Here is a 26,677-nt window from a genome sequence, read left to right as displayed (position 1 = left end):
CACAGGGCCAGACGAATCCCTCCTACGAGCGATGGGCCAAACCGGCCTGCCATGTTAAACAGTGGCGCCTGGGAATCGCTGTTCACACATGACAACAAGGAGACACCATGAAACGTAGCCTGGCCGCACTCGGTTTGCTGATCGTCGTGCTTGCCGCTGGAGCCGGCTGGTACGTCTACAGCAAACAGCCGTCACGCCAGGGCATGGTGGAACTGCAACACCTGCAAGGTTCGGTCACGGTGCGCTACGACGAACGTGGCATCCCGCACATCCGCGCCGAAAACGAATCCGATCTGTACCGCGCCCTCGGCTACGTCCATGCCCAGGACCGGCTGTTCCAGATGGAAATCCTGCGTCGCCTGGCCCGTGGCGAGCTGGCCGAAGTGCTGGGGCCGAAACTGCTCGACACTGACAAGTTGATGCGCAGCCTGCGCATTCGCGAGCGCGCCGAAACCTACCTCGCGAACCTGGACAAACAATCCCCCGCCTTCATCGCCATGCAGGCCTATCTGGATGGCATCAACCAGTATCAGGACACTCACGCAAAACCCGTGGAGTTCGATGTACTGGGCATCCCCAAGCGCCCGTTCACGGCCCGGGACACCATCAGCATCGCCGGTTACATGGCCTACAGTTTTGCCGCGGCGTTTCGCACCGAACCCCTGCTGACCTACGTGCGCGATCAGTTGGGCGCCGACTACCTGAACATTTTCGATCTCGACTGGCAGCCCAAAGGCGTATTGGCGAAGCGTCACAACGGCACGGCGCTGTCGCTGGCCAGTACAGACTGGAAAGACCTGAACGCCCTCGCCCGCCTTAGCGAACAGGCACTGGCCGACAATGGCCTGCCGCAATTCGAAGGCAGCAACGCCTGGGTCGTCGCCGGCAGCCGAACCAAAAGTGGCAAACCGCTGCTGGCAGGTGACCCGCATATCCGTTTTTCCGCACCATCGGTGTGGTATGAAGCGCAACTCTCGGCGCCGGGTTTCGAACTCTACGGCCACTATCAGGCGTTGATGCCCTTCGCCTCGCTGGGCATGAACCGTGACTTCGGCTGGAGCATCACCATGTTCCAGAACGATGACCTCGACCTGATTGCCGAGAAGGTTAATCCGGATAACCCCAACCAGGTCTGGTATCGCGGCAAATGGATGGACATGGTGACCAGCGAACAGCAAATCGCGGTCAAGGGTCAGGCACCGGTCACACTGGTGTTGCGCCAGTCGCCCCACGGCCCGATCGTCAACGATGCGCTGGGCAGCGGCGTGGGCAAGACGCCGATCGCCATGTGGTGGGGTTTTCTCGAAAGCCAGAACCCGATCCTCGAGGGCTTCTATCAGCTCAATCGCGCCGACACCCTGGCCAAGGCCCGCAGCGCTGCCGCCAAGGTCCAGGCACCCGGCCTGAACATCGTCTGGGCCAACGCCAAGGGTGACATCGGGTGGTGGGCCGCCGCACAGCTACCCAAGCGCCCTGCAGGCGTGCGCCCCGGCTTTATCCTCGACGGCAGCACCGCTGATGCTGACAAGGACGGTTTCTACCCTTTCAGTGCCAACCCGCAGGAAGAAAACCCGGCGCGGGGGTACATCGTCTCGGCCAACTTCCAGCCGGTGTCACCGACAGGCATGGAGATTCCCGGTTATTACAACTTGGCCGACCGTGGTCAGCAGCTCAATCAACAGCTCAGCGACAAGAGTATCAAGTGGGATCTGGAGTCCAGCCAGAAGCTGCAACTGGGCACCACCACCGCCTACGGCCCTCGTCTGTTGGCGCCATTGCTGCCGGTGTTGCGCGCAGTGGTGAGCGACCCCGGCGAACTGAAACTGGTGGAACAACTGGCTCAATGGAAGGGCGACTACCCGCTGGAATCCACCAGTGCCACGGTGTTCAACCAGTTCCTGTTCAATCTGGCTGACGCAACGATGCACGATGAGTTGGGCAACGATTTCTTCGAAACACTGCTCTCGACCCGCGTGATCGACGCCGCGCTACCACGCCTGGCCGCCAGCCCCGACTCACCCTGGTGGGACAATCGCAACACGCTTGGCAAGGAAACCCGGGCCGATACCGTCAAGGCTGCGTGGCAGGCCAGCATCGCCCACCTCAAGACCAACCTCGGTCCGGACTTCGCGCAATGGCAGTGGGGCAAGGCTCATACGCTGACCCATGGCCACCCGTTGGGGCAGCAAAAACCATTGGACCTGATTTTCAATGTCGGCCCGTTCGCGGCCCCCGGCAGCCATGAAGTGCCAAACAACCTGTCGGCCAAGATCGGCCCGGCGCCTTGGCCGGTGACTTATGGCCCGTCGACCCGGCGCCTGATCGACTTCGCCGACCCGGCCCACAGCCTGACCGTCAACCCGGTCGGCCAAAGCGGCGTGCTGTTCGACCGTCACTATGACGATCAGGCCGAGGCCTACATTGAGGGGCTGTATTATCAGGCGCACCTCAATGATGAAGAGGTGACGGCCAATACGCGCAGTACGTTGAAGCTGTTGCCGGCGCGGGGTGCTCAGTAATTTTTTTGGCTGGACTGGCCCCATCGCTAGCAGGCTAGCTCCCACATTGGTCCGGTGCACGCAGCTCCATTGTGGGAGCTAGCCTGCTAGCGATGAGGCCCGCGAGAAGAGCGCAAATCCTGGCTCAAACCATCGCCGCGAAGTTCAGCCTGAACTGTTGCGGCGTCACCCCCAGCCTGCGGTTGAACACACTGCGCATGTGCTGGGCATCGCGGAAGCCGCATTGATAGGCCACTGTCTTGAGCGGCGCACCCGTGCTTTCCAGCATCACCCGCGCCGCGTCTACCCTGGCCCGCTCGACGAATTCGGCCGGGGTGATTTTCGCTTCCCTGGCAAACACCCTGGAAAAGTTGCGCGCGCTCATGTTGGCGGCATTGGCCAGATCGGCGATGGTCAGGTCGCCGGTCAGGTTGGCCAGCACGTAGTGCTGCACCATCGCCACTGCCGAAGTCGGTTCGGCGTGGGGCGTCAGGAACGGGCTGAACTGTGACTGGCCGCCCGAGCGCTGGGTGAACACCACCAGTCGTTTGGCCACGCTCAAGGCCACTTCCGGCCCATGGTCGCGACCCAGCAGGTACAACGACAAATCGATCCCCGCCGTGACGCCGGCCGAGGTGTAGAGCTCGGCATCCTGCACGTACAAGCGATCGGCTTCGACCCGAGTCGTTGGGCAAAGCGCCGCCAACGCGGCGGCATCACTCCAATGCGTAGTCACGGTCCGCCCCTCCAGCAAACCCGCCCGGGCGAGCATGAATGCACCATTGCAGATCGAGCCAAAACGTTGCGCCCGGCCGCAGGCATCGTGCAGCCAGGCATTGAATGCCGCACCGAAATCCGTGAACGGCAACTGAGGTCCACCCGCCACCAACAGCAAGTCGCAGGCCTGCAATGCTTCGCTGAAATGTCGATGGGCGTTGAGTGACAGGCCGTTGGAGCACGCCATCGCGCCGCGCTCGACGCCTATCACTTGCAGCTGATAGTGATCCTCAGGGGCGAGAAATCGATTGGCTTCGGAAAACACGTCCATGGGACCGGTGACGTCCAGCGACTGCACGCCGGCGAATACCACGATGGCAACGGTTTTACTCATGACGTGAATGGCCTTTTATGGATCGGATCACACCGTCTCCTGTAGGAGCGAGCCTGCTCGCGATGGCCGTGAGGGCGCTGTGTTTATCCAGACAGCCCGCGTCATCGTTGACGTCCATCGCGAGCAGGCTCGCTCCTGAAGGGGCTGTGTGCAAACTTAGCCAATCCACACCCAACAAGCGAGGTTGGCGCGATATGCACGCTCATTGGCCGTGATCGCCGCCATGGATCGATTGTCCGCTCCGGGGTGGACGAACAGACTGAAACCCTCAGCGCCGTCACGGCGTTCATCACGAGGGAACTCCCATGAGCACCACCATCGCCGGAATCAAAATCCCCGACAGCGCCTTGGCCAAAGCCACGACCGAATACATCCGCGACATCGAATCAGACCTGCTCTACCACCACTCGCGTCGGGTGTTTCTGTTTGGTGCGTTAAGCGGCGAACGCAAGCAACTGGCCTACAACCCTGAGCTGTTGTACGTCGGCGCGATGTTCCATGACCTCGGCCTGGTGGAAGGCTACCGCAGCGACAACGAGCGCTTCGAAGTCGATGGCGCCAACGCGGCGGCCGCGTTCCTCAAGCCCTACGGGCTCAGCGATGACGATATCGAGCAAGTCTGGTTGTCGATCGCCCTGCACACCACCCCAGGCGTGCCCCGGCATTTGCGGCCAACCGTCGCGCTGGTGACCGCTGGCGTCGAAATGGACGTGCTGGGCATGGACTATGCGGCCTTTACCCCCGTGCAGCGCGAAGCCGTGGTGCATGCGCATCCACGAGGCGAAGGGTTCAAGGAGTGCATCATCTGCGCCTTTGCCGACGGCTTGCGCCATCGTCCACAGACCACGTTCGGCAACGTGAAGACGGATGTGTTGGTGGATCAGGAGCCAGGGTTCAAACCGATGAACTTTGTCGAGGTCATCCGCAATTCTCCCTGGGTTGCCTGATTTCCAAACCACCTGTGGGAGCGAGCCCGCTCGCGAAGGAGTGTCAGTCAACGAAGATGTCGACTGGGAGTCCATCGCGAGCAGGCTCGCTCCTACAGTGGATCAGGGTCAGCCACGAAATGGGGGCCAACCCCACATCAGGCTCAAGCCGCTTCCGGTGCCTGCGCGCGACGCACGTCCGGTTGCTTCCACGAATCGGCCGCGCTTTCTTCGATGGCCTGCTGAATCGCACGCTTGCGCGCTTCTTCTGCGCGTCGGCTGAAGAACCAGACAAGGAACGTCATCAGCGACACCGCCAGCAGAATCAGACTGGCCACGGCGTTGATCTCCGGCTTCACGCCCAGACGTACTGCCGAGAACACCTCCATCGGCAGGGTCGTGGACCCCGGGCCCGACACGAAGCTCGCCAACACCAGGTCATCCAGGGACAGGGCGAAGGACATCATGCCGCCAGCCCCCAGGGATGGCGCGATCATCGGGATGGTGATCAGGAAGAACACCTTCCACGGCCGTGCGCCGAGGTCCATGGCCGCTTCTTCGATGGACAGGTCCAGCTCACGCAAACGCGCCGAGACCACCACCGCCACATACGCCGCACAGAACGTGGTGTGAGCGATCCAGATGGTGACGATGCCGCGTTCCTGCGGCCAGCCGATCATCTGCGCCATGGCCACGAACAGCAGCAACAGCGACAGGCCGGTGATCACCTCGGGCATGACCAGCGGCGCGGTCACGAGGCCGCCGAACAGGGTACGACCCTTGAAGTGGGTGATACGGGTCAGGACGAACGCCGCCAGTGTACCCAGTGCCACCGCCGCTACCGCCGTGTAGCAGGCGATTTCCAGCGAGCGCACCACCGAGCCCATCAGTTGGGTGTTGTCGAGCAGACCGACGTACCACTTGATCGACCAGCCGCCCCACACCGTCACCAGTTTCGAGGCGTTGAACGAGTAGATCACCAGGATCAGCATCGGTGCATAAATGAACAGCAGACCCAATACCAGCATCAGGCTGGAGAAACGGAAGCGCTTCATTCTTTACCCTCCATTTCCTTGGCCTGACTGCGGTTGAACAGGATGATCGGCACAATCAGGATCGCCAGCATCACCACCGCCAGGGCAGAAGCCACCGGCCAGTCACGGTTGTTGAAGAATTCTTGCCAGAGCACTTTACCGATCATCAGGGTTTCCGGACCGCCGAGCAGTTCCGGGATCACGAACTCACCCACCACCGGAATGAACACCAGCATGCAGCCGGCGACTATGCCGTTTTTGGACAATGGAATGGTGATCTTCCAGAAGCTGTTGAACGTGCTCGAACCCAAGTCGGACGCGGCTTCCAGCAGGCTATGGTCGTGCTTCACCAGGTTGGCGTAGAGCGGCAGGATCATGAATGGCAGGTAGGAATAAACCACGCCGATGTAGACCGCCAGGTTGGTATTGAGGATCTGCAGCGGTTCGTTGATCCAGCCCATGCTCATCAGGAAACCGTTGAGCAGACCGTTGTTGCTGAGGATCCCCATCCACGCATACACGCGGATCAGGATCGCGGTCCAGGTCGGCATCATGATCAGCAGGACCAGCACCGTTTGCAGCTCTTTGCGGGCACTGGCGATGGCGTAGGCCATCGGGTAGCCGATCAGCAGGCAGAGGATGGTGCTGATCAGCGCCATCTTCAACGAGCCGAGGTAGGCGGCGATGTACAGCTCGTCGCCGGCCAGCGTCGCGTAGTTGCCCAGGTTCAACAGCACCTGCAGTTTCTGCTCGGCGTAGCTGTAGATCTCGGTGTACGGCGGAATGGCCACGTCGGCTTCGGCGAAGCTGATCTTCAGGACGATGAAGAACGGCAACATGAAGAACAGGAACAGCCAGATGAAAGGAACCCCGATGACCAACTGACGGCCACCGGGAATTATTCGATTGAGGCGGCGTTTGAATTTGCGCATGTTCATGAGCGAAGCACCACGCCGCTGTCGTCTTCCCACCACACGTAAACCTGATCACCCCAGGTCGGCCGCTGGCCACGGCGCTCGGCGTTGGCGACAAACGACTGGACGATCTTGCCGCTCGGCAGTTCGACGTAGAACACCGAGTGACCGCCGAGGTAGGCGATGTCGTGCACCTTGCCGCTGGACCAGTTGTATTCGCAGGTCGGCATGGTTGGGGTCACGAGCAGTTTTTCCGGGCGGATCGCGTAGGTCACGGACTTGTCTTGCACCGAGGTGCTGATGCCGTGGCCGACATAGATCTGGCGATCCAGGTCCTTGCAGGTGATGGTCGCGTGGCCTTCGGCGTCATCGATCACTTCACCGTCGAAGATGTTGACGTTGCCGATGAATTCGCAGACCAGACGGCTGGTCGGGGTTTCGTAGATGTCGATCGGGCTGCCGATCTGGGCGATCCAGCCCAGGTGCATGATCGCGATGCGCTCGGCCATGGTCATGGCCTCTTCCTGATCGTGGGTCACCATGACGCAGGTTACGCCGACGCGCTCGATGATCTCGACCAGCTCCAACTGCATTTGCGAACGCAGTTTCTTGTCCAGTGCCCCCATCGGTTCGTCGAGCAGCAGCAGCTTCGGCCGCTTGGCCAGGGAGCGGGCCAGGGCCACACGCTGACGCTGACCACCGGACAGCTGATGCGGTTTGCGCTTGGCGTACTGGCTCATCTGCACCAGCTTGAGCATGTCGGCCACGCGCGCATCGATTTCCGCGGCTGGCAGTTTGTCCTGCTTGAGGCCGAAGGCAATGTTCTGCGCCACGGTCATGTGCGGGAACAAGGCGTAGGACTGGAACATCATGTTGATCGGCCGCTCGTACGGCGGCATATCGGTGATGTCTACGCCATCGAGGAAGATCCGCCCTTCGGTTGGACGCTCGAAACCTGCGAGCATACGCAGCAAGGTGGATTTGCCCGATCCCGAACCGCCGAGCAGGGCGAAGATTTCGCCTTTCTTGATTTCCAGGGACACGTCGTCCACGGCAATCGTCTCGTCGAACTTCTTCGTGACCCGGTCGATTTTGACCAACACCTCTTTAGGTAATTGGTCGCCCTCGAGGGCTTTCTTATAGGCGCCGGAGGCAACTGCCATTTACGAAACTCCCAGAAAAAAAGAGTGCAGTTCGCTCAAGGTGAGCCAACCTTGGATAGTTTGAGCCTTGAAGCTATTTACCCGACTTGACCGTGGTCCAGCTGCGGGTCATCAAACGCTGAATCTTCGGTGGTAACTCGATGGACACGTAGGTCTTGTCGAGCACGGCTTGCGGTGGATAAACCGCTTCGTCGGTGCGAATGGATTGTTCCATCAGTTTGTCCGCCCCCGGATTAGGGTTGGCATAGCCGACGTAATCACTGACCTGGGCGATCACCTCAGGTTTCAGCAAATAGTTGATGAAGGCATGGGCCTCTTTGTCGTTGGCCGAGTCCTTCGGAATCGCCAGCATATCGAACCAGAGCGCGCCACCTTCTTTCGGAATGGTGTAGGCGATGTTGATGCCTTTCTTGGCTTCTTCGGCGCGGGTGCGGGCCTGGAAAATATCGCCGGAGAATCCGACGGCGATGCAGATATCGCCATTGGCCAGGTCCGAGATGTATTTGGAAGAGTTGAAATAAGTCACGTAAGGCCGCACGGCCAGCAACTTGGCGGTCGCTTTTTCGTAGTCTTTGGGGTCGGTGCTGTTAGCGTTCAGGCCCATATAGTTGAGGACCGTGGGCATCATTTCATCCGCGGAGTCGAGGAACGCCACACCGCACTTCTGCAGCTTCTTGATGTTCTGCGGCTCAAACAACACGCTCCAGGAATCGATTTTGTCGACGCCTAACACTTCCTTGATTTTGTCGACGTTGTAACCGATGCCGTTGGTGCCCCACAGATACGGCACGGCATACAGGTTGCCCGGGTCGTTCTGCTCCAGGCGCTTGAGCAGCGCCGGGTCGAGGTTCGAATAGTTCGGCAACTGCGACTTGTCGAGCTTCTGGAAAGCACCGGCCTTGATCTGCTTGCCGAGGAAGTGGTTGGACGGCACGACCACGTCATACCCGGTATGCCCGGCCAGCAACTTGCCTTCCAGGGTTTCGTTGGAGTCGAAGACGTCATAGACCGGCTTGATACCGGTCTCTTTCTGAAAGTCTGCCAGGGTGGTCTGACCGATGTAGTCCGACCAGTTATAAATATGCACGGTGCCGGCGGCCTGGACATTGACGGCAAGCGTCAACCCGGCGGCAACCAGCATGGCATTGCGCAACAAAGAAAAAATAGGCAAGTGGAGGTCCTCTAAAATTAGTTGGGCCCAAGTTGCCCCGCGTTACATGACAGCCATGGCTGCCTGGCAACAAAACCGGCGCGCAACTTACCCTCGAAAAACCGTTCCAGCAAACTTTATGAAAATCCCTGTAGGAACGAGCTCGCTCGCGATGGTCGTCAACGATGATGCGGAGTGCCTGGCACCCCGCGGTGCTCTCAGGTTCATCGCGAGCGAGCTCGCTCCTACAGGAGTTGTTACTTACTTACCGGATTTGATCTTGGTCCAGCTGCGAGTCAGGATCCGCTGGGTCGCGGCCGGCAAGTCGGCAATCGCGTACAGCTTGGCCTGCACGTCCGCTGGCGGGTAGATGCCTGGATCGCTGGTGATGTCTTTATCCACCAGTGGCGTGGCAGCCGCGTTACCGTTCGGGAAACGCACGGCGTTGGTGATTTCAGCCATGATTTCCGGCTTCTGCAGGAAGGTCATGAACTTGTAGGCGCCTTCGACGTTTTCGGCATCTTTAGGGATGGCGACCATGTCGTAGAAGCTGCCCGCACCTTCTTTCGGAATGTTGTAGCTGACTTTCACCTTGTCACCGGCTTCAGCCGCGCGGGACTTGGCCTGGTAGATGTCGCCCGAGTAACCCACGGCCACGCAGATGTTGCCGTTGGCCAGGTCGGAGATGTACTTGGAAGAGTGGAAATACGCGATCGAAGGACGAACCTTCATGATCAGCGCTTCAGCCTTGTCGATGTCTTCTTTCTTCTGGCTGTCGGTTGGCAGGCCCAGGTAGTGCAGCGCCACCGGAATCATCTCGGTTGGCGAATCGAGCAGGCTGATACCGCACGACTTCAACTTGGCGGCGTTCTCAGGCTTGAAGATCAGATCCCAGGAATCGGTCGGTGCGTCGGCACCCAGTGCAGCCTTGACCTTCTCGGCGTTGAAACCGATACCGATCGAACCCCACATGTACGGGAAGGCGTGTTCGTTGCCCGGGTCGCTGACCGATACGGCCTTGAGCAGGTCGGTGTTCAGGTTTTTCCAGTTTGGCAGCTTGGACTTGTCCAGCTTCTGGTAAACGCCGGCCTTGATCTGCTTGGCCAGGAAATTGTTCGACGGTACGACGATGTCGTAACCGGACTTGCCGGCCAGCAACTTGGCTTCGAGGGTTTCGTTACTGTCGAAGACGTCGTAGACGACTTTGATACCCGACTCGTCTTCAAACTTCTTGATCGTGTCCGGAGCGATGTAGTCGGACCAGTTATAGACGTGCAACACCTTGTCGTCCGCCTGAACCGCGCTCGCCATAATGCCCATCAGGGACATGGCGAGAAGAGTCTTGCCAGCAAACATTTTGCCTAATGCCTTCATGCGTGATGCTCCAAATTTTTCTCTTTTGAACCACTATGTTCAGCGGCCGAACCCGGGCAACTGGAACCGCGGCTAGTCTGGCAAGATCCGAGGCGGTCTTTCAACAAAAGGCCGCCTCTTATGACTGTGCCGAGCGAAAGTTTCATACTCCCGCTCAGAGCCTAGCACTTAGCCCTGCAATGCACTGAGGGTCAGGTCCAGGCACTTGCGTGCCTTGGTCACCAACTCATCGATTTCCGCCAGTGTAATCACCAGGGGTGGCGCGATGATCATGGTGTCGCCCACGGCGCGCATGATCAGACCGTTATCGAAGCAGAACTGCCGGCAGATCATGCCGACGCCCTTGCCTTCGTAACGCTTGCGAGTGGCCTTGTCCTGCACCAACTCGATAGCCCCCAACAGACCGACCCCACGAACTTCGCCCACCAATGGGTGATCGTTCAGTTCCCGCAGACGTTTCTGCAAATACGGTGCCGTTTCGTTGTGCACGCGCTCGATAATTTTTTCTTCGCGCATGATGCGGATGTTTTCCAGTGCCACAGCAGCCGCCACCGGGTGGCCGGAGTAGGTGAAGCCATGGTTGAAATCGCCGCCTTCATTGAGCACCGCCACCACTTCGTCACGCACGATCAGGCCACCCATAGGGATGTAGCCGGAAGTCAGGCCTTTGGCGATGGTCATCATGTCAGGCTTGAGGCCGTAGAAGTCGGAACCGAACCACTCACCGGTGCGGCCGAAACCACAGATCACTTCGTCCGCCACGAACAGGATGTCGTACTTGGCGAGGATTTCCTTGATACGCGGCCAGTAGGTGTCTGGCGGAATGATCACGCCGCCGGCGCCCTGGATCGGCTCGGCAATAAAGGCGCCCACGTTGTCGACGCCGATTTCCAGAATCTTCTCTTCCAACTGATTGGCGGCCCAGACACCGAACTCCTCCGGCGTCATGTCGCCGCCTTCGGCGAACCAGTACGGCTGGGCGATGTGGACGATGCCCGGGATCGGCAAGTCGCCTTGTTCATGCATGTAAGTCATGCCGCCCAGGCTCGCGCCGGCCACGGTGGAACCGTGATAGCCGTTCTTGCGGCTGATGATGACTTTCTTGTTCGGCTGGCCCTTGATCGCCCAGTAGTGACGAACCATGCGCAGCATGGTGTCGTTGCCTTCGGAGCCGGAACCGGTGAAGAACACATGGTTCATGCCTTCAGGCGCGATGTCGGCGATGGCTTTGGCCAGCTCCAGCACCGGTGGGTGAGCGGTCTGGAAGAACAGGTTGTAGTACGGCAGTTCGCGCATTTGTTTGCTGGCGGCATCGGCCAGTTCATCGCGACCGTAACCGATGGCCACGCACCACAGGCCAGCCATACCATCGAGAATCTTGTTGCCTTCGCTGTCCCACAGGTAAACGCCCTTGGCGTTGGTGATGATCCGTGGGCCTTTCTCTTTCAACTGTTTGAAGTCGCTGAACGGGGCCAGGTGGTGATCGTTGCTCAGGGCTTGCCATTCACGGGTTTGCGGGTTGTTGCTGGTCATACCAATCTCCTAAAGAAAATCAGGTGGAGGCGCCGTCTGGCGACAACGGACGCCCGGCGTGTCAGACGGCAAAAAGCAGGAACTCCCGTTCCCACGAACTGATCACGCGCTTGAAGTTTTCATGCTCGGCCCGCTTGACCGCGACGTAGCCAGTAATGAAATTTTTGCCCAGGTACTTCTCGATGGTCGCGCTGTTTTCCATGCGTTCCAGCGCATCTTCGATGGTCAGTGGCAGGCGCAGGTTACGGCGTTCATAGCCACGGCCCACGACCGGCGCACTCGGGTTCAGTCCTTCGACCATGCCGATGTAACCGCAGAGCAGGCTCGCGGCAATCGCCAGGTACGGGTTGGCATCGGCGCCCGGCAGGCGGTTTTCCACCCGACGGTTTTGCGGCCCGGCATCCGGAACCCGCAGGCCCACGGTGCGGTTTTCTTCGCCCCACTCCACGTTTACCGGTGCCGAGGTGTCCGGCAGGAAACGGCGGAACGAATTGACGTTGGGCGCAAACAGCGGCAACAGCTCAGGAATGAGTTTCTGCAAGCCACCGATGTGGTGCAGGAACAGCTGGCTCATGGTCCCGTCTTCATTGGAGAAGATGTTCTTGCCGGTCTCGATGTCGATGATGCTCTGGTGCAAGTGCATGGCACTGCCGGGCTCGCCGGTCATGGGCTTGGCCATGAAGGTCGCCGCCACGTTGTGCTTGAGCGCGGCCTCGCGCATGGTGCGCTTGAACACCAGGATCTGGTCGGCCAGGGACAAGGCATCGCCGTGACGGAAGTTGATTTCCATCTGCGCCGTGCCGTCCTCGTGGATCAGCGTGTCGAGGTCCAGCTCCTGCAATTCACACCAGTCGTAGACGTCTTCGAACAGTGGGTCGAATTCGTTGGCGGCTTCGATGGAGAACGATTGGCGACCGATTTCAGGGCGACCGGAACGGCCGATCGGCGGCTGCAACGGGTAATCCGGGTCATCGCTGCGCTTGGTCAGGTAGAACTCCATTTCCGGCGCCACGATAGGCTGCCAGCCCTTATCGGAATAGAGTTTCAGGATCTTCTTGAGCACGTTGCGCGGCGACAGCTCGATCGGGTTGCCTTGCTTGTCGTAAGTGTCGTGAATCACCTGCGCCGTTGGCTCGATGGCCCATGGCACCAGGAACACCGCGTTCTGATCGGGACGGCAGATCATGTCGATGTCGGCCGGGTCGAGCAGTTCGTAATAGATGTCGTCTTCGACATAGTCGCCGGTCACGGTCTGCAACAGCACACTCTCTGGCAGGCGCATGCCCTTTTCGGCGATGAATTTGTTGGTCGGCGAGATCTTGCCCCGGGTAATCCCGGTCAAATCGCCAATCATGCATTCGACTTCTGTGATCTTGTGGTCTTTCAACCAATCGGTGAGCTGGTCGAGGTTGTTACTCATAAATGCCTCTAGGCTTTGAGTTTCCTGACTCTTGCAGGAGTCGGGCAATGTTTGACGCATCGGCGCCGCGTTGAAATTCAGGTGTACGAAAGGCTATCGTGTTTTTATTGCACCACGCGGCAAATGCCGGGCGTGCAGAATCGCAAGCGGTGCCCAAGGCAATGGAGGCGCCACTATTATTGTGAATCGGTTCTATATTGAATGGAGTAACCGTAATGGGGGTGCCATCAAGGCCGTCCAGAATATCGGACGCAAAGGGTCGATTCGCCAGGGACGGAAAGATCACCGGCACGCCGGGAACCGCGAAGGCTGCGACGCTGACGTAGATATCGCCACTGATGTGATAAGCATGCAGACCGTTCTGCTGACCGCAGTCGGTGATGCCGATTAACGACAGGCGAGACATGTAGCACCCCGGTATTATTGCTGTTATGGGTTTGATTCGAGCTTAGCCTTGTTCATTTTTTTACACAACACCCCCGTAAAAAATACAACACGGCCCGCTCAAGCATGCAGACGGTATAGCGTTCAGGGGCATAAAAACGCCCCAAAGTGCCTCAAAAAAGCCGCATGAGCGCTTTTTTGGGGCAAAAACGGCCTCGCTTGACTTCGGCATGCCGTTCGGGTTGACTGGAATCCGAAGAGATCAATGATTGATATTTTTAACAACAAAGGTGTTGCATCATGTCGGTACCCCCGCGTGCCGTTCAGCTTAACGAAGCGAACGCGTTCCTTAAGGAACATCCTGAGGTTCTGTACGTTGACCTTCTGATTGCGGATATGAATGGTGTGGTGCGCGGCAAGCGCATCGAACGCACCAGCCTCCACAAGGTTTACGAGAAAGGCATCAACCTGCCGGCCTCTCTATTTGCTCTGGATATCAATGGTTCGACGGTGGAAAGCACCGGCCTGGGCCTGGACATCGGCGATGCTGACCGAATCTGCTATCCAATTCCCGACACCCTGTGCAACGAGCCATGGCAGAAGCGCCCGACCGCGCAACTGTTGATGACCATGCACGAACTCGAAGGTGATCCTTTCTTCGCCGACCCGCGCGAAGTGCTGCGACAAGTCGTCACCAAGTTCGATGAGATGGGCCTGACCATCTGCGCCGCGTTCGAACTGGAGTTCTACCTGATCGACCAGGAGAACGTGAACGGCCGCCCACAACCACCGCGCTCGCCGATTTCCGGCAAACGCCCGCACTCGACACAGGTTTACCTGATCGACGACCTCGACGAATACGTCGACTGCCTCCAGGACATTCTGGAAGGTGCGAAAGAGCAAGGCATCCCGGCCGACGCCATCGTCAAGGAAAGTGCCCCGGCGCAGTTCGAAGTGAACCTGCACCACGTGGCCGACCCGATCAAGGCTTGCGACTACGCGGTCCTGCTCAAGCGCCTGATCAAGAACATCGCCTACGACCATGAAATGGACACCACCTTCATGGCCAAGCCTTATCCGGGCCAGGCGGGCAATGGTCTGCACGTCCACATCTCGATTCTCGATAAAGACGGCAAAAACATTTTTGCCAGTGAGGATCCCGAGCAGAACGCCGCACTGCGTCACGCGATCGGCGGTGTGCTCGAGACCCTACCGGCGCAAATGGCGTTCCTCTGCCCGAACGTCAACTCCTACCGTCGTTTCGGCGCACAGTTCTACGTGCCGAACTCGCCGTGCTGGGGCCTGGACAACCGCACTGTCGCCCTGCGCGTGCCGACCGGTTCCGCCGACGCGGTCCGCCTGGAACACCGCGTGGCCGGTGCCGACGCCAACCCCTACCTGCTGATGGCTTCGGTCCTGGCAGGCGTGCACCACGGTCTGGTCAACAAGATCGAACCGGGCGCTCCAGTGGAAGGCAACAGCTACGAGCAGAACGAGCAGAGCCTGCCGAACAACCTGCGCGATGCACTGCGCGAGCTGGACGACAGCGAAGTCATGGCCAAGTACATCGATCCGAAATACATCGATATCTTCGTAGCCTGTAAAGAGAGCGAGCTGGAAGAGTTCGAACACTCCATCTCCGACCTCGAGTACAACTGGTACCTGCATACCGTGTAAGCGGTTGCAGTAAAAAGGAACGCCGTTGGCTGCTGAAGCCTGCGGCGTTTTTTTATGGCCGCCTGCGGCGGATCGCTGGCAAGCCAGCTCCCACAGTTGATCTCCAGTGAACATAAATTCCGTGTACACCGGAAATTTCTGTGGGAGCTGGCTTGCCAGCGATGGCGGCCGACGAGACAACACGCAACCCCGCTCGTACAATGCCCGCTGCCCCGCAGGAGACTTCAATGACACGCGTAGCCACCCCCCGCAAACCCCGCGCACGCAGCCAGGCCCGAATCGATTCGATACTCGATGCGGCGCGCACACTGCTGGCCGCCGAGGGCGTGGCCAGCTTGTCGATCTACAGCGTGGCCGAGCGCGCGGAGATCCCGCCCTCCTCCGTCTACCACTTCTTCGCCAGCGTTCCGGCCCTGCTCGAAGCCCTGACCGCCGACGTCCACGCTGCCTTCCGCGCCTGCCTGCAAGCACCCATCGACCACCAAGCCCTCACCGGCTGGCGGGATCTGTCGCGCCTGGTGGAGCAACGCATGCTCGAGATCTACAGCGAAGACGCCGCCGCCCGCCAACTGATCCTCGCCCAACACGGCCTGACCGAAGTTACCCAGGCCGATCGTCAGCACGACATCGAACTGGGCGACCTGATGCACAAACTGTTCGACCACCACTTCGAGCTGCCGAAGCTGCCGAGCGATGTCGATGTGTTTGCGCTGGCCATGGAGCTCGGTGATCGGGTCTATGCGCGTTCGGTCCAGCAGCATGGGCAGATCACACCGCGCATGGCTGAAGAAGGGATGCGGGTGTTTGATGCCTACCTTGGCTTGTACCTGCCGCCCTATCTGCCCAAGCGCGATCTTTAAAGAACAAAAACCCCGAAGGGCTAAAACCCTCCGGGGTTGTCGTTTACGCGCACGGCTTACAACTTGGCGATCGACACCTCGGTGGATTTCACAAATGCAATCACTTCGCTGCCCACTGCCAGCTCCAGTTCTTTCACCGAACGCGTGGTGATCACTGAAGTGACGATGCCGGAAGCGGTTTGCACGTCGATTTCCGACAGCACGTCGCCGAGCACGATTTCCTTGATGGAGCCTTTGAACTGGTTGCGAACGTTGATGGCTTTGATGGTCATATTGATTTCTCCTGAGGTCGAAATGAGCTGTAAGCGGCAAGCCACAAGCTGCAAGTCAAAGCGCTGTGCTTCTTCTCGCAGCTTGAAGCTCAAAGCTCGCAGCTGCCTTACTGAGCCCAACGCAACTGCGTAGGCAAGGGTGAAACAGGTTCCGGCTCCGGCGGTTGGCCGGGCAGTGACAGCACACGGTTGAGGACTTCGGTTTCCAGCGCCGCCAGTCGATGGGAACCGCGGACCCGAGGGCGCGGTAACTCCACATGCAGGTCGAGGCCGACTTCGCCGTCTTCGATCAGAATCACCCGATCGGCAATCGCCACCGCTTCACTGACGTCGTGGGTCACCAGCAACACAGTGAAACCGTGCTGTTGCCAGAGCCGTTCGATCAGTTGCTGCATTTCGATTCGGGTCAGCGCATCCAGCGCGCCCAATGGTTCGTCGAGCAAGAGCAGACGCGGTTGATGGATCAGCGCGCGGGCCAGGGCCACACGTTGCTTCTGCCCACCGGACAGCGCGGCTGGCCACTCATTGGCGCGATCCGCCAGACCGACCGCTTCCAGGGCTTCCAGCGCTTGCGGCCGCCAGTTGCCCTTGAGCCCCAGGCCGACGTTATCGATGATCTTTTTCCATGGCAGCAGACGCGCTTCCTGGAACATCAAGCGGGTGTCTTCCCGCGCCTCACTGAGCGGCGCGGCGCCGGCCAGCAGCTCACCTGCGGTGGGTTGATCAAGGCCCGCGAGCAAGCGCAGCAAGGTGCTCTTGCCGCAGCCGCTACGACCGACCACCGCGACAAACTGGCCTGCCGGAATGTGCAGGTCGATCTCACGCAACACTTGCCGCGAACCGAAGGTTTTTTGCAGATTGCGCACCACCAGCGGAATCCCGCGCAGCAGGCGTGGAGGTTGTTGAGCCGTCATGCAGCACCTCCCTTGGCGACTTGATAGGCCGGATGCCAGCGCAGCCACACACGTTCGAGCCCACGGGCGGCGAGGTCGGCCAGCTTGCCGAGCACCGCGTACAGCAGAATCGCCAGCACCACCACGTCGGTCTGCAGAAACTCCCGGGCGTTCATCGCCAGGTAGCCAATGCCGGAACTGGCGGAAATGGTCTCGGCGACGATCAGCGTCAACCACATGAAGCCCAGTGCGAAGCGCACGCCGACCAGGATCGAAGGCAGCGCCCCCGGCAGGATCACCTGACGGAACAGGCTGAAACCGGACAAACCATAACTGCGCGACATCTCCACCAACGCCGGATCGACGTTGCGGATACCGTGGTAGGTGTTGAGGTAGATCGGAAACAACGTGCCCAGCGCCACCAGGAAAATCTTCGCCGACTCGTCGATACCGAACCACAGGATCACCAGCGGAATGAGCGCCAGGTGCGGCACGTTGCGGATCATCTGCACCGAGCTGTCGAGCAGGCGCTCACCCCATTTCGACAGGCCGGTGATGAAGCCCAAAGTCAGGCCGATGCTGCCACCGATGGTGAAACCCAGGGCAGCACGCCAACCGCTGATCGCCAGATGCGTCCAGATCTCGCCGCTGCGCACCAGGCTCACACCGGCTTCGACCACGGCGATCGGTGCCGGCAGAATCCGTGTCGACAACCAGCCCGCCGACACCGACAACTGCCACACCGCCAACAACAACACCGGCAACGCCCAGGGCGCGAGGCTGTGGATGATTTTCTTCATGGCGCGCCTCAGCTCTGGGACGCGGCTTTGGGAAGAATGTCGTTGGCCACCATCTCACCGAACGGGCTGACGTAACCGGCGCTTTTCGGCAGTTCGGGACGTTCGATATCGAGGTGCGGGAACAGCAACTCGGCAACGCGATACGACTCTTCCAGGTGTGGATAACCGGAGAAGATAAAGGTGTCGATGCCCAGGTCCGCGTACTCTTTCACGCGAGCGGCCACGGTCGGACCATCGCCCACCAGCGCCGTACCGGCACCGCCGCGCACCAGGCCAACGCCGGCCCACAAGTTGGGGCTGACTTCCAGGTTGTCGCGACTGCCGCCGTGCAGCGCAGCCATGCGTTGCTGGCCCACCGAATCGAAGCGCGCCAGGGAAGCCTGGGCGCGAGCGATGGTGTCTTCATCCAGGTGCGAAATCAGGCGGTCCGCCGCTTGCCAGGCCTCGGCGTTGGTTTCACGCACGATCACATGCAGACGAATGCCAAAACGTACGGTACGACCGAGCTTCGCGGCCTTGGCGCGGACTTGTTCAATCTTCTCGGCAACGGCGGCGGGTGGTTCGCCCCAGGTCAGAACCATTTCAACCTGCTCTGCCGCCAGGTCCTGCGCCGCTTCCGAGGAGCCACCGAAATACAACGGCGGACGCGGTTGCTGAATCGGCGGATACAGCAATTTGGCACCCTTCACGCTGATGTGCTGACCGTCGTAATCAACGGTTTCGCCTTCCAGCACGCGGCGCCAAATACGGGTGAACTCCACCGAAGCCTGGTAGCGCTCGTCATGGCTGAGGAACAGACCATCGCCGGCCAACTCTTCCGGATCACCACCCGTCACCAGGTTGAACAGCGCACGACCGCCGGACAGGCGATCCAGAGTCGCAGCCTGACGCGCGGCCACCGTCGGGGAAATGATCCCGGGGCGCAGGGCGACAAGGAATTTCAAACGCTGGGTGACCGGGATCAGCGACGCCGCCACCAGCCACGAGTCTTCGCAGGAGCGACCGGTGGGGATCAGCACCCCGCCGAAGCCCAGACGATCCGCCGCTTGCGCGACTTGTTGCAAGTAACCGTGGTCAACGGCGCGAGCGCCTTCGGCGGTGCCAAGGTAATGGCCGTCGCCGTGGGTAGGCAGGAACCAGAAGATATTGAGGCTCATGGAGTGGTCTCCTTGGGGAATTGAATTACTGTGCTTTGGCAACGGCTGCCGGTGGCGTCCAGATCACGTCTTTGATGCTCAACGGTTTCGGAATCAACTTGAGCTGGTAGAAGCTGTCGGCGATTTTCTGTTGCGCAGCGACCACGTCCGGGGTCAGGAACAAGGCGCCGTAGCCCTGGCGTTTCACCGAGGTCAGGGTGATGTCCGCCGGCAGGCCGAGCAGTGGCGACACTTGTTGCGTCACCTCTTGTGGATTGGCCTTGGACCACTCACCGACGGCACGCACTTCTTCCACCAGGGTCTTGATCACCTCAGGGTTTTTCTGTGCGTAAGGCTTGGTCGCCAGGTAGAACTGATGGTTGTCGACGATGCCTTGGCCATCGCGCAGGGTGCGCGCTTGCAGTTGCTGTTCGGCGGCTGCCTGGTACGGGTCCCAGATCACCCAGGCATCGACGCTGCCACGTTCGAACGCGGCGCGGGCATCGGCTGGCGGCAGGAACACGGTCTGGATATCGGTGTACTTGAGGCCGGCGTCTTCCAGTGCGCGGACCAGCAGGTAGTGCACGTTGGAGCCTTTGTTCAGGACGACTTTCTTGCCCTTGAGGTCCGCCACCGATTTGATCGCCGAGTCCTTCGGCACCAGGATCGCTTCACTGTGAGGGGCTGGGGGTTCGTAGGCGACGTAAAGCAAATCAGCGCCCGCCGCTTGAGCGAACACGGGCGGGGTTTCGCCGGTGACGCCGAAGTCGATGGAACCGACGTTCAGGCCTTCGAGCAGTTGCGGGCCGCCGGGGAATTCAGTCCATTGCACGTCCACGCCTTGGGCGGCGAGGCGTTTTTCCAGAGTGCCTTTGGCTTTGAGCAGCACCAGGGTGCCGTATTTCTGATAGCCGATTCGGAGTGTTTCAGCTTGGGCTTGAGTAATGGCGCCGAAGGCTACAGCCGCTGCAAACAGAGCGACCAGACCACGACGCAAAATAACAGGGCGCATGGCGCTCTCCTTTTTGCAGTTGGGTTTTGGCTGCACCTGCTTGCCCGTTAGCGGGCGAGTAAGGCCAGTACATCAATTTGGGACAGGGCTTAAATGCTCCAGCGAGCACTCAACAAACGTTCATTCAACAGGTTCGGATCGAGCGGCTTGGGCCGTCGGGCCATGGCGCTGAAAAACAGCTCCAGCGATTCATTCAGTCGTTGCTCCAGCTCCGGCGCCAACTGCGCCAGCGCGCTGCCTTCGCCGTATGCGATCTGGCTATCCACCGCGAAAATGCCGTGGAGCATTTCCTGGGCCTTGAGTGCCGACAACACCGGTTTGAGTGCGTAATCCACCGCCAGCATGTGAGCGATGCTGCCACCGGTTGCCATTGGCAGAACCACCTTGTGGCTCAGCGCGCGCTCGGGCAGCAGATCCAGTACCGTTTTCAACGCGCCAGAGAACGACGCCTTGTACACCGGTGTGGCAATCAGCAGGCCGTCGGCGTTTTCAATCTGTTGCAGCAGGTCGATCACCTTGGGACTGTCGAAGCGCGCATGCAGCAAGTCTTCGGCCGGGAAGTCCCGTACCTGGTAACTCACCACTTCCACGCCTTGCTCTTGTAACCAACGCTGGGAGCGATCCAGCAGTACCCCGGAACGGGAGCGTTGGCTGGGACTGCCACCGAGTGAGACGACCAGCATTCAGACAATTCCTGAGTGGGGGCGATTCGCGGTTTGCGATCTCGCTTCGATGGAGAGACCTTAACAGTTGATTAATATATCCATAAATCATATTTATTCATTTGGTTATGCGATTTGGAGATATGAAAATCCACTTCTTCCAGGCGAAAAAAAAGGCCGTCGAAACGGCCTGAAATCCCCTGCTTTGTGGATCTGCACAAACCCCTGTGGGAGCTGGCTTGCCAGCGATGGCGGTTTGACTGACAGACCGCGTCGCTTCAATCGCGAACAAGCCGGCTCCTACAAAAGCGATTAGCGATTGGGCTGCGGCGTCAGGCGCAGGTATGGCTTCACCGCACGGTAGCCCTTGGGAAAGCGTTGCTTGATTTCATCTTCATCCTTGAGCGAAGGTACGATCACCACCTCATCACCGTCCTGCCAGTTGGCTGGGGTGGCCACCTTGTAGTTATCGGTGAGTTGCAGCGAGTCGATGACCCGCAGGATTTCATGGAAGTTGCGGCCGGTGCTCGCCGGGTAGGTGATGGTCAGCCGGACCTTTTTGTTCGGGTCGATCACGAACAGTGAGCGCACCGTGAGGGTGTCGTTGGCGTTGGGGTGGATCAGGTCGTACAGGTCCGAAACCTTGCGGTCGGCATCGTCGAGGATCGGAAAGGTGACAACGGTGTTCTGGGTTTCGTTGATGTCTTCGATCCATCTGTGATGCGAATCCACCGGGTCGACGGACAGCGCAATGGCCTTGACCCCACGCTTGTCGAATTCATCTTTGAGCTTGGCCGTGAAGCCCAGTTCGGTGGTGCACACCGGCGTGAAGTCCGCCGGATGGGAAAACAGCACGCCCCAGCTGTCGCCCAGCCATTGATGGAACCGGATGGTGCCGGCGCTGGAATCCTGTTCGAAGTCGGGGGCGATATCGCCGAGTCTGAGGCTCATGGTGCTGCTCCTTGTGAGTGCTTGATGAGCTCAACTGTGCCTGTGTTTTTTATCTATTAAAAAGAATAAATATCGATTTATTTAGACCCGGAAGGAATATTAAAGATCTGTTCACTGGACGCGCCTGCACATCCCGCCGACCATCGTCAACGAGGTTCGAGAAGGCCTTGAGTTGCTGCAAAAAGGGGAGTTTCAAGGCGGGTTTACGGGGGTGAGCCCGCCTTGAAAACGCAAAAGCCCCGTCCGGCGAGATGCCGGGCGGGGCTTTTTTTTGGTTCATCGCGGCTTACTCCCGAAGGCGTGTGTCATTCAGCACGTTCGTGGCTGGGATGACGCCTTCGCGAGCAGGCTCGCTCCCACGCGCTATTACAACAGCGGGATCGAGTAGCTGACGATCAGACGGTTTTCGTCCTGCGAACGAGTGTTCGGCAGGTCGGTACGCCAGCTGGCGTTTTTCCACGCCAGGCCCAGGTTTTTCAGTGCGCCAGACTGGATCACGTAACCGACGTTCAAGTCGCGTTCCCACTCGGAAGCGCCGTTCGCCGCTTGGGCACCACGCGCGTTCACGGTGTCGATGTTATCGCCATGCAGATAAACCACACCCGCCGTCAGGCCAGGTACACCGACTTTGGCGAAGTCGAACGAGTAACGTGCTTGCCAGGTACGCTCGCCGGCACGGGCGAACTTCTGGATTTGCGAGTCGGTGATGGTGTAGTTCGACGAACCGTCGCCCTGGTTCAGCCACGGGAAGTCACTGCTGCCGTTGCTGACCTGGTAACCGCCACCAAAGGTGTGACCGGCAACGCTGTACAGGAACAGGCCGCTGTAGAGGTTGTTGTCGACCTTGCCTTTACCGTTAGCCACGCCGCTGTAGTTGCCGGTGCTGTAGTAAAGCGGATTGCTGCCATTGGCACCGTCGTCGGAGCTGTTGAAATAACGGAAGTCAGACTTCAACACGCCCGGACCGATTGCCCAGTTGTGAACCAGACCCAGGAAGTGTTGCTTGTAGAAGTCTTCCAGGTTGCCGTAGTAGTACTGGGCCGTCAGGTCTTTGGTGATTTTGTAGTCACCGCCAGCGTAGATGAACTTGTTGCTATTGATGGTGCGTGGGGAAGCGCCGTTGATAGCCAACTGTTCATTGTTGCTGGAGTTACGGCCTTTAACGTGCTCGATCTGGCCGCCGACCAGCGTCAGGTCCTTGATGTCACCGGAGGTGAGCTGACCACCTTCCCAGGTTTGCGGTAGCAGGCGACCGTCGTTGGTCACGATGACCGGCAGTTTTGGCTGCAGAGTACCGAGCTTCAGCTCAGTCTGGGAAACCTTGGCCTTGGCGGTCAGACCCAGGCTGGAGAAGTCATCAACCGCTTCACCATTGGATTTGCTTGGGAAAACAGTGCCGCCATAAGCCGCACTGTTAGCTGCGCCGTTGGTGCCGCCGCCCGAATCCAGCTTTACACCCAACAAGCCGATCGCATCGATACCGAAACCGACGGTGCCCTGGGTGTAACCGGAGATGAAACGCAGATCGAAGCCTTGGCCCCATTCTTCGTTTTTGTTCGGACCAGTACCGTCACGGTAATCGGTGTTGATGTAGAAGTTGCGCAGGCCCAAGGTCGCCTTGCTGTCTTCGACAAAACCGGCAGCACTCGCCTGCTGCGCCAAAACCCCTGCAGCGATGGCCAGGGCCAAGGTGGACTTGTTCATTGTTTCGCTCCTATCGTTTCTAATTCTTTTGGTTCCGGGTCGAGTGCCCTGAATCCTTGATTCGCCTGGCTTTCGCCATAGAGACCCTCGCACTGAAGATCTCCCCCCCGTCATTTGGGCGGCGCAGCATACCTTTTCATAAATCCGAAAAGAATCACTTAGTGTTTTTTGATATCCAAATGGAATATCGATGTGTACACGTCACAAGAACGAGATATCGGTGTTGAAACCGATTCCTGTGGTCGTGGTTATCGGAAGTTGAACGGGCTGAGCGTAAAGCGAGGGGGCCTGTAGGTCAGGTGGGGCCAACTGTAGGCGTTTGCGGAAAAATCTAAAAAGAATAAAAAACGATTAGAAGCAATCTTTTAGAAATATAGAAACGGAAGGCATATGAAGAAGCGAGCGGGCTCGCGATGGTCGTTAACGATGACGCGTTTTTATCGGGTAAACGCGTCGTTCTCGAGTCCATCGCGAGCCAGCTCGCTCATACAGATCTACTGCTTACAGGAAGCTGTAGGTGTAGTTGAAGATCAGACGGGTCTGGTCCTGGTTAGCGGTGCTGGTGTTACCGCCGTAAGTACCGTGACGCAGGGTCGTACCAAACCCTTTGAGTGGGCCGGTTTGAATCACGTAGTCCACACGCGCGTCGGTCTCGTGCTCATTCAGGTCTTTACCCACGCCGCTGGTAGCCTTGATGTCGCGGCCATCCAGGTAAGCAATCGAAGCTTTCAAACCTGGCACGCCCAGTGAGGCGAAGTCGTAGGAGTACTGACCATACGTGGTGTTTTCACCGGCACGGATAAAGCTGCCCACGGTGGCGTCGGTGAAGGAGTAGAAGCTGGCGCCGCCGGCACCCTCAGCATTACCGTTGTCATTAACAAGGCTGCCTTGGTTCAAGAAAACAAAGCCGCCGTCATCGCTGACACGCTGATGGCCAAGCAGGAACGCACTGCCACCCAAGGTGTAGGTGAACGTCGCACTCCAGGTCTTGTTATCGACCTCGCCTGGATTCTTGGCGTAGCCGTTGTTGTTGTTGAAGCGGTAGCCGACATCGCCGTTCTTGCCGTCGGAGCTGCTGTCGAAATAACGAAGATCGGTCTTGAACGACTGGTTCGGGGCGATCGGGTAGACGTGCACCAGGCCGAGGAAGTTCTGCTTGTAGTAGTCTTCCAGGTTCGCGTAGTAGTACTGCAGCAAGAGGTCTTTGGTGACCTTCCAGTCAGCACCGGCGTAACGGAACTTGTTGCTGTCCTGAGCACCGCCAGCCACTGCCATGCCAGTGTCGTTGGAGGAGGCGCGACCCGAAGCGTGCTCCAGTTGGCCCAGGTTGAAGGTCACGTTGTCGATTTCCTTCGAGGTGATGGTGCCACCTTCAAAGGTCTGCGGCAGCAGACGGCTGTCGTTCGCGATCAGGATCGGCAGGCTAGGTGCCAGACCGCCACCCAAGTGGGCCTCTGTCTTGGAGAAACGCGCCTTGACGTTGGCATCCAGACGACTCCACTCGTCGGCGGACCGGTCGCCGTCGCTCGGGAAGAAGGAGTTGCTGTTACCCAGCGGGTGATGCCCTCTGCCGCCATCCAGATGAATGCCGACCAGTGCCTGAGCGTCGATACCGAAACCAACAGTGCCTTGAGTGAAACCGGACAGGTAATCGAACTTGAGGCCTTCAGCGGTTTCTCGCTGACGGTTTGCGGCCGTCTTGGCGCCTTCACGGACATCGGCGTCGTAATACATGGTGCGGGAACTAACGGATGCCTTGCTGTCTTCGATAAAACCGGCGGCGCCTGCCTGCTGCGCCAAAACCCCTACAGCCACGGCCAGGGCCAAGGTGGACTTGTTCATTGTTTAGCTCCTCTCGTTTCTAATTCTTGTATTCCTGGTCCCGAATCGAATGCCCGGAATCCTAAGATGCGCGATTAGCGCCGCAGCGTGACTCACAAGTCAATCGTAACATTGTGTGTCTACGACCATGGTCTAATCCCACTTTTTTGGCTTACTCAGGGTCATGAACGTGTCACAAACCTGAAAAGAATGACTGGATTCCTTTCTCATTCCATTTAGGAATTAAGCCCGCCTTCGCGCATCCCCTCAGAATAGAGCGGCTTGCTCATAAGCTAATTCATAAATGTTATTTATTTTGCGTTTTTTAGATCGATTAGGTTTAGAAGCAATTCTGAAACAAAACCTGTCGAAAGGAACAACGCCATGATGATCAAACGCGCACTATCCAGACCAATTGTTACAGTTTGTGTATCGCTCGTCCTTTCTTTTTCCGCCCATGCGACGAACCTCACGGTCGGCTACCAGACCGGTATCGACCCCAGCAAAGTTCCCCAGGCGGACGGCGTTTACGAAAAAACCATCGGCGAAAAAATCGACTGGCGTCGCTTCAATAGCGGCCCGGAAGTGGTCACCGCGATTGCGTCCGGCGACGTGCAGATCGGCAATCTCGGCTCCAGTCCTCTGGCTGCGGCCGCCTCGCGCCATCTGCCGATTGTCGCGTTCATTGTGTCCGCGCAAATCAATGCCGCCGAAGCCTTGGTGGTGCGCAATGGCAGCGGCATCGATAAACCGCAAGATCTGATCGGAAAAACCATCGCCACGCCGTTCGTCTCGACGTCTCACTACAGTCTGTTGGGCGCCCTGAAGCATTGGGGCCTGGACGCTTCAAAAGTCAAAGTGGTGAACCTGCAACCGGCGGAGATCGCCGCCGCGTGGAAACGTGGGGACATCGACGGCGCGTTTGTCTGGTCGCCGGCCCTGGGTGAGATTCGCAAGACGGGCAAGACCTTGACCGATGCCGCCCAAGTCGGCCAATGGGGTGCGCCGACGTTTGAAGTCTGGGTGGCGCGCAAGGATTACGCCGAGAAACACCCGGAGGTCGTGGCCAAATTCGCCAAGGTCACTCTGGACTCGTTTGCCGACTATGCAGCGCATAAGGACAGTTGGACCGAGCACTCGTTACCGGTGCAGAAAATCGCCAAATTGACGGGTGCCAACGCCGCTGATGTACCGGAGCTACTGGCCGGGTCCGCGTTTCCGGATGCCAAGGCGCAACAGTCCAGCGCGTTGCTGGACGGTGGCACGGCCAAGGCGATTGGCGAAACGGCGAAGTTCTTGAAGGAGCAAGGGAAGGTCGAAACGGTACTGCCGGATTATTCGCCGTATGTGAGCGCGAAGTTTGTCACCGAGTAACTGCTGAA

The 26,677-nt window shown here is 58.9% G+C and carries 23 protein-coding genes; 5 read left to right on the top strand and 18 right to left on the bottom strand.

Annotated features, from left to right (window positions below):
• Positions 1 to 107: 107 nt before the first annotated feature.
• A complete protein-coding gene (locus BLV61_RS16765) occupies positions 108 to 2,519 on the top strand; it encodes a penicillin acylase family protein (protein WP_090466490.1) in 2,412 nt (803 codons plus the stop codon).
• A 124-nt stretch (positions 2,520 to 2,643) separates the two neighbouring features.
• Here the strand turns inward: BLV61_RS16765 and BLV61_RS16760 are convergent, their stop codons facing one another.
• The gene (locus BLV61_RS16760; RefSeq protein ID WP_047534694.1) at positions 2,644 to 3,609 is read right to left on the bottom strand and encodes a GlxA family transcriptional regulator; all 966 of its coding nucleotides are present in this window, start codon (positions 3,607 to 3,609) and stop codon (positions 2,644 to 2,646) included.
• Positions 3,610 to 3,914: 305 nt separating this feature from the next.
• On the opposite strand from BLV61_RS16760, the gene BLV61_RS16755 reads away from it, so the two are divergent.
• The gene (locus BLV61_RS16755) at positions 3,915 to 4,556 is read left to right on the top strand and encodes an HD domain-containing protein (protein WP_090466487.1); all 642 of its coding nucleotides are present in this window, start codon (positions 3,915 to 3,917) and stop codon (positions 4,554 to 4,556) included.
• Between the two features lie 143 nt (positions 4,557 to 4,699).
• On the opposite strand, the gene BLV61_RS16750 is transcribed toward BLV61_RS16755, so the two are convergent.
• The 8 genes from BLV61_RS16750 to BLV61_RS16710 all read right to left on the bottom strand — a co-directional run bounded on the left by BLV61_RS16750 (position 4,700) and on the right by BLV61_RS16710 (position 13,529).
• Positions 4,700 to 5,590, bottom strand: a complete 891-nt coding sequence (locus tag BLV61_RS16750; protein WP_047534698.1) for an ABC transporter permease subunit — start codon at positions 5,588 to 5,590, stop codon at positions 4,700 to 4,702.
• A complete protein-coding gene (locus tag BLV61_RS16745) occupies positions 5,587 to 6,507 on the bottom strand; it encodes an ABC transporter permease subunit (RefSeq protein WP_047534701.1) in 921 nt (306 codons plus the stop codon). Before BLV61_RS16745 ends, BLV61_RS16750 begins: the two co-directional genes overlap by 4 nt.
• Positions 6,504 to 7,646 (bottom strand): ABC transporter ATP-binding protein, encoded by a 1,143-nt coding sequence (locus tag BLV61_RS16740; RefSeq protein ID WP_090466485.1) that lies wholly within the window; start codon positions 7,644 to 7,646, stop codon positions 6,504 to 6,506. Before BLV61_RS16740 ends, BLV61_RS16745 begins: the two co-directional genes overlap by 4 nt.
• Positions 7,647 to 7,719: 73 nt before the next feature.
• Complete coding sequence (locus tag BLV61_RS16735) at positions 7,720 to 8,817, bottom strand: polyamine ABC transporter substrate-binding protein (RefSeq protein WP_090466483.1); 1,098 nt, start codon at positions 8,815 to 8,817, stop codon at positions 7,720 to 7,722.
• 240 nt (positions 8,818 to 9,057) lie between these two features.
• Entirely contained in the window at positions 9,058 to 10,170 is a 1,113-nt protein-coding gene (locus BLV61_RS16725; RefSeq protein ID WP_090466479.1) for a polyamine ABC transporter substrate-binding protein, read from the bottom strand.
• A 168-nt stretch (positions 10,171 to 10,338) separates the two neighbouring features.
• Positions 10,339 to 11,703, bottom strand: a complete 1,365-nt coding sequence (locus BLV61_RS16720) for an aspartate aminotransferase family protein (RefSeq protein WP_047534711.1) — start codon at positions 11,701 to 11,703, stop codon at positions 10,339 to 10,341.
• A gap of 61 nt (positions 11,704 to 11,764) precedes the next feature.
• Positions 11,765 to 13,123 (bottom strand): glutamine synthetase family protein, encoded by a 1,359-nt coding sequence (locus BLV61_RS16715; RefSeq protein ID WP_047534712.1) that lies wholly within the window; start codon positions 13,121 to 13,123, stop codon positions 11,765 to 11,767.
• Positions 13,116 to 13,529: a gamma-glutamyl-gamma-aminobutyrate hydrolase family protein gene (locus BLV61_RS16710; RefSeq protein ID WP_081997962.1), complete on the bottom strand. Its 414-nt coding sequence runs from the start codon at positions 13,527 to 13,529 to the stop codon at positions 13,116 to 13,118. Before BLV61_RS16710 ends, BLV61_RS16715 begins: the two co-directional genes overlap by 8 nt.
• A gap of 278 nt (positions 13,530 to 13,807) precedes the next feature.
• Between BLV61_RS16710 and BLV61_RS16705 the strand changes: the two genes are divergently transcribed.
• Both BLV61_RS16705 and BLV61_RS16700 read left to right on the top strand, forming a co-directional pair.
• Positions 13,808 to 15,184 (top strand): glutamine synthetase family protein, encoded by a 1,377-nt coding sequence (locus tag BLV61_RS16705; RefSeq protein WP_090466477.1) that lies wholly within the window; start codon positions 13,808 to 13,810, stop codon positions 15,182 to 15,184.
• A gap of 227 nt (positions 15,185 to 15,411) precedes the next feature.
• Positions 15,412 to 16,044: a TetR/AcrR family transcriptional regulator gene (locus tag BLV61_RS16700; RefSeq protein WP_047534717.1), complete on the top strand. Its 633-nt coding sequence runs from the start codon at positions 15,412 to 15,414 to the stop codon at positions 16,042 to 16,044.
• 56 nt (positions 16,045 to 16,100) lie between these two features.
• Here the strand turns inward: BLV61_RS16700 and BLV61_RS16695 are convergent, their stop codons facing one another.
• The 9 genes from BLV61_RS16695 to BLV61_RS16655 form a co-directional block, all read right to left on the bottom strand.
• Positions 16,101 to 16,316 (bottom strand): TOBE domain-containing protein, encoded by a 216-nt coding sequence (locus BLV61_RS16695; RefSeq protein ID WP_007967989.1) that lies wholly within the window; start codon positions 16,314 to 16,316, stop codon positions 16,101 to 16,103.
• Positions 16,317 to 16,423: 107 nt separating this feature from the next.
• Positions 16,424 to 17,230 (bottom strand): aliphatic sulfonates ABC transporter ATP-binding protein, encoded by an 807-nt coding sequence (gene ssuB / locus BLV61_RS16690; protein ID WP_047534729.1) that lies wholly within the window; start codon positions 17,228 to 17,230, stop codon positions 16,424 to 16,426.
• Positions 17,227 to 18,009, bottom strand: a complete 783-nt coding sequence (ssuC, locus tag BLV61_RS16685; protein ID WP_090466475.1) for an aliphatic sulfonate ABC transporter permease SsuC — start codon at positions 18,007 to 18,009, stop codon at positions 17,227 to 17,229. Before ssuC ends, ssuB begins: the two co-directional genes overlap by 4 nt.
• A gap of 8 nt (positions 18,010 to 18,017) precedes the next feature.
• The gene (ssuD, locus tag BLV61_RS16680) at positions 18,018 to 19,166 is read right to left on the bottom strand and encodes an FMNH2-dependent alkanesulfonate monooxygenase (protein WP_047534736.1); all 1,149 of its coding nucleotides are present in this window, start codon (positions 19,164 to 19,166) and stop codon (positions 18,018 to 18,020) included.
• A gap of 25 nt (positions 19,167 to 19,191) precedes the next feature.
• A complete protein-coding gene (locus tag BLV61_RS16675; RefSeq protein WP_047534739.1) occupies positions 19,192 to 20,157 on the bottom strand; it encodes a sulfonate ABC transporter substrate-binding protein in 966 nt (321 codons plus the stop codon).
• Between the two features lie 89 nt (positions 20,158 to 20,246).
• Complete coding sequence (ssuE, locus tag BLV61_RS16670) at positions 20,247 to 20,840, bottom strand: NADPH-dependent FMN reductase (protein WP_090466473.1); 594 nt, start codon at positions 20,838 to 20,840, stop codon at positions 20,247 to 20,249.
• A 291-nt stretch (positions 20,841 to 21,131) separates the two neighbouring features.
• On the bottom strand, positions 21,132 to 21,770 hold the full coding sequence (locus tag BLV61_RS16665; protein ID WP_047534746.1) for a peroxiredoxin: 639 nt from the start codon (positions 21,768 to 21,770) through the stop codon (positions 21,132 to 21,134).
• A gap of 366 nt (positions 21,771 to 22,136) precedes the next feature.
• The gene (locus tag BLV61_RS16660; protein ID WP_090466471.1) at positions 22,137 to 23,474 is read right to left on the bottom strand and encodes an OprD family porin; all 1,338 of its coding nucleotides are present in this window, start codon (positions 23,472 to 23,474) and stop codon (positions 22,137 to 22,139) included.
• Positions 23,475 to 23,975: 501 nt separating this feature from the next.
• The gene (locus tag BLV61_RS16655) at positions 23,976 to 25,316 is read right to left on the bottom strand and encodes an OprD family outer membrane porin (RefSeq protein ID WP_047534750.1); all 1,341 of its coding nucleotides are present in this window, start codon (positions 25,314 to 25,316) and stop codon (positions 23,976 to 23,978) included.
• A 366-nt stretch (positions 25,317 to 25,682) separates the two neighbouring features.
• Here BLV61_RS16655 and tauA point away from each other — a divergent pair, with 366 nt between their 5' ends.
• The gene (tauA, locus tag BLV61_RS16650) at positions 25,683 to 26,669 is read left to right on the top strand and encodes a taurine ABC transporter substrate-binding protein (protein WP_167361842.1); all 987 of its coding nucleotides are present in this window, start codon (positions 25,683 to 25,685) and stop codon (positions 26,667 to 26,669) included.
• The last annotated feature ends 8 nt before the right edge of the window (positions 26,670 to 26,677 follow it).

Origin of the sequence: Pseudomonas mohnii, from assembly GCF_900105115.1 — a bacterium.
Taxonomy (GTDB): Bacteria; Pseudomonadota; Gammaproteobacteria; order Pseudomonadales; family Pseudomonadaceae; genus Aquipseudomonas; species Aquipseudomonas mohnii.
The sequence above is the reverse complement of the archived record's forward strand: the minus strand, read 5'-3'. Positions and strand labels throughout refer to the sequence as shown.

Bases quoted from the DNA above. Each gene is read 5' to 3' on its own strand.
- BLV61_RS16705 (WP_090466477.1), top strand. From the start codon at position 13,808: ATGTCGGTACCCCCGCGTGCCGTTCAGCTTAACGAAGCGAACGCGTTC.
- BLV61_RS16715 (WP_047534712.1), bottom strand. From the start codon at position 13,123: ATGAGTAACAACCTCGACCAGCTCACCGATTGGTTGAAAGACCACAAG.
- BLV61_RS16740 (WP_090466485.1), bottom strand. From the start codon at position 7,646: ATGGCAGTTGCCTCCGGCGCCTATAAGAAAGCCCTCGAGGGCGACCAA.
- ssuC (WP_090466475.1), bottom strand. From the start codon at position 18,009: ATGAAGAAAATCATCCACAGCCTCGCGCCCTGGGCGTTGCCGGTGTTG.
- tauA (WP_167361842.1), top strand. From the start codon at position 25,683: ATGATCAAACGCGCACTATCCAGACCAATTGTTACAGTTTGTGTATCG.
- BLV61_RS16710 (WP_081997962.1), bottom strand. From the start codon at position 13,529: ATGTCTCGCCTGTCGTTAATCGGCATCACCGACTGCGGTCAGCAGAAC.
- ssuD (WP_047534736.1), bottom strand. From the start codon at position 19,166: ATGAGCCTCAATATCTTCTGGTTCCTGCCTACCCACGGCGACGGCCAT.
- ssuB (WP_047534729.1), bottom strand. From the start codon at position 17,230: ATGACGGCTCAACAACCTCCACGCCTGCTGCGCGGGATTCCGCTGGTG.
- BLV61_RS16745 (WP_047534701.1), bottom strand. From the start codon at position 6,507: ATGAACATGCGCAAATTCAAACGCCGCCTCAATCGAATAATTCCCGGT.
- ssuE (WP_090466473.1), bottom strand. From the start codon at position 20,840: ATGCTGGTCGTCTCACTCGGTGGCAGTCCCAGCCAACGCTCCCGTTCC.
- BLV61_RS16750 (WP_047534698.1), bottom strand. From the start codon at position 5,590: ATGAAGCGCTTCCGTTTCTCCAGCCTGATGCTGGTATTGGGTCTGCTG.
- BLV61_RS16725 (WP_090466479.1), bottom strand. From the start codon at position 10,170: ATGAAGGCATTAGGCAAAATGTTTGCTGGCAAGACTCTTCTCGCCATG.
- BLV61_RS16765 (WP_090466490.1), top strand. From the start codon at position 108: ATGAAACGTAGCCTGGCCGCACTCGGTTTGCTGATCGTCGTGCTTGCC.
- BLV61_RS16700 (WP_047534717.1), top strand. From the start codon at position 15,412: ATGACACGCGTAGCCACCCCCCGCAAACCCCGCGCACGCAGCCAGGCC.
- BLV61_RS16665 (WP_047534746.1), bottom strand. From the start codon at position 21,770: ATGAGCCTCAGACTCGGCGATATCGCCCCCGACTTCGAACAGGATTCC.
- BLV61_RS16675 (WP_047534739.1), bottom strand. From the start codon at position 20,157: ATGCGCCCTGTTATTTTGCGTCGTGGTCTGGTCGCTCTGTTTGCAGCG.
- BLV61_RS16655 (WP_047534750.1), bottom strand. From the start codon at position 25,316: ATGAACAAGTCCACCTTGGCCCTGGCCGTGGCTGTAGGGGTTTTGGCG.
- BLV61_RS16695 (WP_007967989.1), bottom strand. From the start codon at position 16,316: ATGACCATCAAAGCCATCAACGTTCGCAACCAGTTCAAAGGCTCCATC.
- BLV61_RS16720 (WP_047534711.1), bottom strand. From the start codon at position 11,703: ATGACCAGCAACAACCCGCAAACCCGTGAATGGCAAGCCCTGAGCAAC.
- BLV61_RS16660 (WP_090466471.1), bottom strand. From the start codon at position 23,474: ATGAACAAGTCCACCTTGGCCCTGGCCATCGCTGCAGGGGTTTTGGCG.
- BLV61_RS16755 (WP_090466487.1), top strand. From the start codon at position 3,915: ATGAGCACCACCATCGCCGGAATCAAAATCCCCGACAGCGCCTTGGCC.
- BLV61_RS16760 (WP_047534694.1), bottom strand. From the start codon at position 3,609: ATGAGTAAAACCGTTGCCATCGTGGTATTCGCCGGCGTGCAGTCGCTG.